Origin of the sequence: Flavobacterium sp. UBA4854 (assembly GCF_002399805.1) — a bacterium.
Taxonomy (GTDB): Bacteria; Bacteroidota; Bacteroidia; order Flavobacteriales; family Flavobacteriaceae; genus Flavobacterium; species Flavobacterium ginsengisoli.
Genome location: NZ_DHEI01000128.1, coordinates 2,344 through 9,633, shown reverse-complemented (window position 1 = coordinate 9,633; position 7,290 = coordinate 2,344). Strand labels below are relative to the sequence as shown.

The following is a 7,290-nucleotide window of genomic DNA, read 5'->3' as shown; positions in this document are numbered from 1 at the left end:
ACAACAAAAAGACTGGTCAATAGATGAAATTCAGAATGTTTGGAAACTGGTTTCGAAACTTCATGACGGACAAAAATATGGTGGATTTAATGAAGGCGATAGAGTAGAATATCTTAATCATATTGGAAGTGTTGTTTTTGAAGTTCTAAATGCTATTCGATTTACAGAAAACATGAATGCTGATTTAGCCATTAAATGTGCGATGCTTCATGATACGATAGAAGATACAGAAATGAAATACGAAAAAGTAATGGAACTGTTTGGCAATGAAGTAGCTTCTGGAGTTCTTGCTTTAACAAAAAACGATAAAATCGAAGATTCTTCAGAAAAAATGATGGACAGTTTAAGAAGAATCAAACAGCAGCCTAAAGAAGTCTGGGCAGTAAAAATGGCCGACAGAATTTCAAATCTATACCAACCGCCTTTTTATTGGAATGATGACAAAAAACTTTATTACATTGCTGAAGCAGAAATCATTCATAATGAACTAAAAGAAGGAAACGAATATTTAGCAAACCGATTGAAACTAAAAATAAATGAATATCATCGGTTTTTAAATTCTAATCAAGTAGTATAAAAACAAAAAACTCCTCAATTTCTTGAGGAGTTTTGTCTTACATGTTTATTCTTTTCTTAATTTCTTCTGCTATTAATTTTGCTGCAACCGGTGACCAATGAGTGTCGCCAAAATAATATATATCTTTTTTATTTCTCATATTTTTTGACAATAGCTCTTTTGAATCTATATAAATATAATTCTTATTAAACTTTTTTAAATTTTCAAAGAAAAGAGGTTTTTCAAATTTATTATTATTTTCAATGTAAGAGTAATACATATCATACTTGTCCGGTGCAGGTAAAACTATTAGCCTTATTCCTTTTTGTTCCAGTTTTTTTGCTATATAATTTAATTTGTCATTTAGATTTTCTATGTTACTAACTAGATTATTTGTTTTTATCATAGTAAGATCTTCACGATAAAAAAGCAATTTATTAGAATTATTACTAAATGAATCTCTTGTATTAAGATCGATATTATAAACTAAATTATTAGATAAATAATTTTTGTTTAAAAAAAAATTTAAAAATAAAAAAGGAAATTTCAAAGTCGTCTTAGAAAACAATTCATAGTTATGTTTTTCATTTTTTTTATGATTATTTTCAATTAAGGAGTTAATCTCACCAATACATATCTTTTGACTTAAGTGGGCATTCTTTGCATTAGAAACAATTTTTCGTTCTATATTTTCGAGTATAACATAATCAATTTTATAGTTTGAAAAAAAATCTCCATTAACCATTTCAATTAAAGTTTGAATCTGATTTTCTCTAATGATTTTATCAACATTCAAAACACTAAAATTACTTGCGAGTATATTATTATATCCAATAGCTCCACGATCTGAAAATGAATCTCCAATGGTAAGGATTTTAAACTCCCTCTTTCTAGTTTTTGATAAGAATTCAAATTTTATTTTTTCATTTGAATCAAAAGTTTTCATATATTCTTTATCAATATTTGGAATACAGCCTAAACGCAATAAATCTGGAGTCTCTGTATCAGAATAAAATGAAAATGTCACTATATATAGTACAAAAAATGGTAAGGTAAATAGCAATGTTTTTAGAATAAACTTTTTCATAACTTAAAATTGAAAATATATGAATTCTGATTCCGTTCCTCCAAACCAAAAAACTAAAATGATTATTACATAATAGAAAGCGTATCTAAAAACCGGTTTCCATTTTAAACCTAAAGAAGCAATTGCATATTCTTTTTCTCTACCCAACCATTCTATAAGCATAAATAATATTAATAGAATGAATAATGATGTAGGTCTAATCGTTGGAATAGAGAACAACGAGCTCGAAAATATTTGTGATATGTAATGAAATGCATCGTTTAAGCTTTCTGCTCTAAAAAATATCCATGCAAATACAGTCAAGCCAAATGTAATTGCAATAGAAAGAAAATCTTTAAAACTTGGAAGTATTTTTCCTTTTGCCACAATATCTATATTATTTCTATTAGTATTGAACAATATTGAAGGCATAATATACAGGGCATTTAATAAACCCCAAAATATAAAGGTCCAATTTGCACCATGCCAAAATCCGCTTACTATAAAAATGATAAAGACATTTCTAACTTTCATAAATATACTTCCTTTACTTCCTCCTAGCGGAATATAAAGATAATCTCGAAACCAACTTGAAAGCGAAATATGCCAACGGCGCCAGAATTCAGCTATATCTCTCGAAAAGTAAGGAAAAGCAAAGTTTTTTAAAAGATCTATTCCGAAAAGACGAGCAGTTCCTAGAGCAATATCTGAATAACCTGAAAAGTCTCCATAAATTTGAAATGCAAAAAAGATTGCTCCAAGCACATGATCGCTTCCAGAATGACTTATCGAATTATTGAAAATTTCATTTGCATGCTTTGCACATTGATCGGCAATTACTATTTTCTTAAACAGTCCCCATAAAATTTGTCTTAAACCGTCAACAGCATTATTATAATTAAAAAATCGTTCTTTTTTTATCTGAGGAAGAAGGTGAGTTGCGCGTTCAATTGGTCCTGCAACCAATAAAGGGAAAAAGCTAACAAATAAAGAATAATCAATGAAATTTTTCTCTGCTTTGATGCGACCTTTATAAATATCTATAACATAAGATAAACCATGAAATGTATAAAAAGAAATTCCGACAGGAAGAATAATCTTGAGCGTCCATAGATTAGTTTGCAAACCTGTATTTTTTAAAGCATCAGCTAAAGATTCTACAAAGAAATTATAATATTTAAATACGCCTAGAAAACCTAAATTGATTGATATGCTTAACCAGAACCAAAACTTTTTCATGTTTTGATTTTCTGTATCAGCCATTTTAATTCCAGTGAAATAATCTAATAAAGTCGAAAAAATAAGAAGAAATAAAAATCTATAATCCCAACAAGCGTAAAAAAAATAACTCGAAACCAGTAATAGAATATTTTGAAGTTTCAAATTTTTCTTGGCTAAAAACCAATATAGGAGAAAAATAAGCGGTAAAAAAATGGCAAAGTTTATAGAGTTAAAAAGCATGTGCTATTCTAGGTTTTAATACATTTCTAATCTTAAAATATTTATAAAATATTTTTTGGCGAATATAGAAAACTAACTTTTAAAATTGCTTCAATCAGACTCTATTTTCATTTAAGATTTAAATAAAGATTTAGTCTTGCTTAAATATTCTCTTTAGTCAACCTATCCAATTCTTTCAACAGAGTAGGAAATCTAAATTCTCCCGCCATACTCTGCACTTTTTTATATGCTATATCCAAATCAATTCCGATAGAGGTGATGTATAGCGGTTTCTTGCTGTCACCTCTAAAAAGTGCTTTTTTATTCTTTTCTATAGAAGCAAAATTGGTTTTCGCAACACCAATAATTGGAATTTCTTTATTTAGTTTTTCATACAAATAGCCGCCTAAACCATATTTGTTTTCATCGTTTAAATAAACAAATCCGTCAACTATAATAACATCAACAGTCGACAAATCAATTTGTTTTAATAAGCTCAAAATACAAGGTAGTTCTCTTTTATAAAACTCTCCAGGAATGTATTCTTCTACATTGTTTATGGTTTCAGAATGAATTTTAAAGTTTTTGTCTTCATTCCATTCTGCGAATTCAAGACAAATTGTTTTTGCTTTTTGGTCAAAATAATAAGTGTCAAAAGCTAAGATCATTTGGTGTAAAATATTTTAATTTTAGCTAATATAGAAAAACCTTACAAGGAAACTGTCTGATCTTTAGTAATTAATTATAAACTTTCTAAAACATTTTCTTATATCCTTCTAATTCAGAATAAAAGAAATTCTAAAATTTAAAATTCAGTTTTTGATAGCTTATCAAATAAATGTAGCTTAGCTAATATTTTTAAGAAACAAATCTAAAAAAACTACATCAAAATGAAATGGATTACCAGAGAGAGACCCAAAATAGATCGAATTGCCTGTCCTTGGCTGATTCGAAAGTTTGTAGATCTTGAATCTGAATTTATTTACGTTCCTTTTGATGACGTTATAACCAAAGCAAAGGAACTTGAAGCTATTCCATTTGATATTCCAGATGTTGAGTTTACTCATTATAATGAAGAAAGCACTTTTGATTATATAGTCAAAAAATATGAAATTAAAGATCCAGCAATTAAGATTATTGCAAGAATTGTACGCGGTGCAGACACTGACCGACATGAAATTGCGAAAGAATCGGCTGGACTTTGGGCAATTTCTTCTGGGTTGGCTTATAACATTAAAGATGATTATGAGCTTTTAGAACAAGGCATGATTCTTTATGATGCTTTGTATAGCTGGGCAACACATTTGTATCAGCAGAGTCATTTACAGAATAGTCCGTTTGAGAAATTATTGCATGAAGTTTATAACAAGTTTATTAAAGACAAAAAAACTTCTGGAAAAACGCCTTCTTGGGTTAAAGATTTAAAAAATATCATTCAAGATCAAATAGACACACAATTTACTTTTGATTTAAAGAAAATTTCAAACGAACTTAATTTGAATCCTTCCTATTTATCTCGAGAATTTTCTAAACATTTTGAAGATTTAAATTTTGGTGAATATGTTAGAAAACTTCGTATTGAAAAAGCAATCATTCTTATTGAAAATTCGTCTCATACATTAACCGAAATAGCTTATATGACGGGATTTTCAGATCAAAGTCATTTTACGAGAATTTTCAAGCTTTATACGGGAAAAAATCCTTCTTCTTATAGAAAAAAAACAAAAAAGTAAACCAGATACAAAAGGTAAATTGAATTCTATTTTTTGAAAACCAATGCTTATAGCTTTGTTTATCAAATCAAAAACTAGAAACAATGTTATTTAAACGGATTTTATTTTTTACAGTGCTACTTATAGGTTTTACGTCTTTTTCTCAAACTACATATCCTAAAATAGGGGGATATTTTGGTATTATGCATCCAATAGTCACTATTAATGAAGATGAAACTACTGTAAATTTTAGAGATTATTACGCTGTTGGTTTTCCTACTGGAATAAATATCTGGAAAAACGAAAAAATCGGATTCTCATTTGAAGTCGTTCCCAATATAAAAGAAGATCAAGGAACGAGCAAAGTAAGCAATTTACTATTCCATCCAGGCGTTTTGGTCGCTCTAGGAAAAGGCTACACATTTGCTGGACGAGCTGCTTTTGAAAGTGGTGGAAGATATGGTTTTACGCCTGTTTTTAATAAAACAATTATAAAAAATACAAGCTGCAGTTATTACCTTGCTGTGCCATTGCCCGTTCGTTTTGGAAATGATCATCCTGCTAGTTTTACTGTAGGTTTTCAGTTTGGAATTGCTTTTTAAGGTTCTTAAACAGAATTAAATCAAGTGTTTGCCAAATTAATTGATTAATTTAGTTATTAATAAAAACCTAAGCTTATGAAAACTAAAATGATATGGGCCAACTTGGTTTCGGGCGATATCCAGAAAACAATTCAATTTTACACCGCTCTTGGTTTTAAGCAAAACGGACAAGAAACAAAAGAATTGGTAAGTTTTGTTTTTGGAGATAATGATTTTGTAATTAACTTTTTCACACCAAAAAGATTAGAAAATGCCATAAAAGGAAAACTCTCTAACACAGCTGTAGACAATGAAATTATATTTTCTTTGTCTGCAAGTAGTGTAGAGGAAGTTGATCTTTGGTACAATAAAATAAAAGAAATCAACGGAACCATTTTCTCAGAACCTGAAAATTTTGAAGTTGGTTATACCTTTGGTTTTTCAGATCCAGACGGACATAAATTTAATTTTCTGTACTGGCCGGGAATGTAGTTTTTTTTGCCATATGGCAAATTCTCAATAAAAACTTATGCCTAACTTTCGTGTATGAAAGAATTAGTAAATTATATATTGCAATTTGGCAATTTAAATCAGCAACAGATTGATTTGATTTTAACGCAGGCCAAAGAAAAAGAAATCAAAAAAGAAGAATATTTTTCTGAAGCTGGAAAAATAGCTGCTGAAGTTGGCTTTATTATAGAAGGAATAATGCGCGTTTGTTACTACAATAACAAAGGCGAGGAAATCACAAAATACTTTATTGACGAAAATAATCTAGTGGTAGATTTAGAAAGTTTTGACAATAATATTTGCTCGTCTGCTTATGTACAAGCGGTTACAGATTGCAAAATTATTGTGTTTTCTAAAGCCAATTGGCAAGAATTACTAGATACAATTGTTGGTTGGGACACGATTGTGCATAAAATCATTTCGAAAGCATTAATTCAGAAAGTGGCTAGAAGAAGTCCGTTAGTTTCAGAAGATGCTACATCTCGCTATTTATCTTTTATGGAAATGTTTCCAAAAGTAATTAATCGAGTTCCGCTTTCATATTTGGCTTCCTATCTCGGAATAACACAATCCTCTTTAAGCAGAATTAGAAAAAATATCCGTTAAAATCGCTTTTTGCCATATGGCAAATGTTTTTGTTTTTAATCGATGGAACTTTGCTTCAGATAATTTAAAAATATAAAAAATGAAAACAGTATTAATTACAGGTGCAAATAGGAGCATTGGTTTAGAAACTACTAAACAGCTTTCAGAAAAAGGATTATTTGTTTATTTAGGAACGCGTGATCTTGCAAAAGGAGAAGAAGTAGTAAAAGAATTGAACAAAAAAGGATTTCAAAACATTAAAGCTATTCAAATTGATGTTACCAATGCAGAAAGTGTTTTAGAAGCAAAAAGCATCGTTGAAAAAGAAAAAGGTAAATTGGATATTCTAATTAATAATGCCGGAATTTTAGGAGATATTCCGCAAAGTCCTTCGGCAACTTCTATAGAAAACATTCAAAAAGTTTTTGACACGAATTTCTTCGGAGTGATAACTGTAACGCAAGCTTTTCTTGATTTGCTAAAAAGATCTGAAAATCCAAGAATTAGCAATATTACATCAGGACTTGGTTCTCTTACTTTACACAGTGATCCAACTTGGAAATATTATCCAATAAAAGCAATTTCATATGTCTCTTCTAAAACTGCTTTAAATGCATTTACAGTGACTTTAGCTTACGAATTAAAGGATCTTCCGTTCAAAGTAAACGCAATTGATCCAGGTTACACAGCAACCGATTTTAATCATCACAATGGCCCCGGAAGTGTTGAAAGTGCAGCAAGTTTCATTATAAAACATACTTTATTGGATGAAAATGGACCAACTGGAAAATTCTTCAGCAACGATATTGAAGACGAAAGCGAGGAAAGTCCTTGGTAAAA

9 protein-coding genes are annotated in these 7,290 nt (G+C 29.5%); 6 read left to right on the top strand and 3 right to left on the bottom strand.

Annotated elements, in window-relative coordinates; all coding sequences use genetic code 11:
• On the top strand, positions 1 to 577 hold a 577-nt coding region (locus B3J44_RS18760; protein WP_349678305.1), incomplete at its 5' end, for an HD domain-containing protein.
• Positions 578 to 614: 37 nt separating this feature from the next.
• Here B3J44_RS18760 and B3J44_RS18755 read toward each other — a convergent pair.
• From B3J44_RS18755 to B3J44_RS18745, 3 genes are all read right to left on the bottom strand, one after another.
• Positions 615 to 1,643 carry an alginate O-acetyltransferase AlgX-related protein gene (locus B3J44_RS18755; RefSeq protein ID WP_286970415.1) on the bottom strand — a complete coding sequence of 343 codons (1,029 nt, stop codon included), beginning with the start codon at positions 1,641 to 1,643 and terminating at the stop codon, positions 615 to 617.
• A 3-nt stretch (positions 1,644 to 1,646) separates the two neighbouring features.
• The gene (locus B3J44_RS18750) at positions 1,647 to 3,083 is read right to left on the bottom strand and encodes an MBOAT family O-acyltransferase (RefSeq protein WP_286970413.1); all 1,437 of its coding nucleotides are present in this window, start codon (positions 3,081 to 3,083) and stop codon (positions 1,647 to 1,649) included.
• A 140-nt stretch (positions 3,084 to 3,223) separates the two neighbouring features.
• The gene (locus B3J44_RS18745; protein ID WP_286970411.1) at positions 3,224 to 3,730 is read right to left on the bottom strand and encodes an endonuclease V; all 507 of its coding nucleotides are present in this window, start codon (positions 3,728 to 3,730) and stop codon (positions 3,224 to 3,226) included.
• A gap of 222 nt (positions 3,731 to 3,952) precedes the next feature.
• Here B3J44_RS18745 and B3J44_RS18740 point away from each other — a divergent pair, with 222 nt between their 5' ends.
• The 5 genes from B3J44_RS18740 to B3J44_RS18720 all read left to right on the top strand — a co-directional run bounded on the left by B3J44_RS18740 (position 3,953) and on the right by B3J44_RS18720 (position 7,288).
• Positions 3,953 to 4,795 carry a chromate resistance protein ChrB domain-containing protein gene (locus B3J44_RS18740; protein ID WP_286970401.1) on the top strand — a complete coding sequence of 281 codons (843 nt, stop codon included), beginning with the start codon at positions 3,953 to 3,955 and terminating at the stop codon, positions 4,793 to 4,795.
• Between the two features lie 83 nt (positions 4,796 to 4,878).
• The gene (locus B3J44_RS18735; RefSeq protein WP_286970399.1) at positions 4,879 to 5,376 is read left to right on the top strand and encodes a hypothetical protein; all 498 of its coding nucleotides are present in this window, start codon (positions 4,879 to 4,881) and stop codon (positions 5,374 to 5,376) included.
• Between the two features lie 75 nt (positions 5,377 to 5,451).
• Positions 5,452 to 5,847, top strand: a complete 396-nt coding sequence (locus tag B3J44_RS18730) for a VOC family protein (protein ID WP_286970398.1) — start codon at positions 5,452 to 5,454, stop codon at positions 5,845 to 5,847.
• Between the two features lie 54 nt (positions 5,848 to 5,901).
• Positions 5,902 to 6,471, top strand: a complete 570-nt coding sequence (locus B3J44_RS18725) for a Crp/Fnr family transcriptional regulator (RefSeq protein ID WP_286970394.1) — start codon at positions 5,902 to 5,904, stop codon at positions 6,469 to 6,471.
• 79 nt (positions 6,472 to 6,550) lie between these two features.
• Entirely contained in the window at positions 6,551 to 7,288 is a 738-nt protein-coding gene (locus B3J44_RS18720; RefSeq protein ID WP_286970393.1) for an SDR family oxidoreductase, read from the top strand.
• Positions 7,289 to 7,290 lie beyond the last annotated feature (2 nt).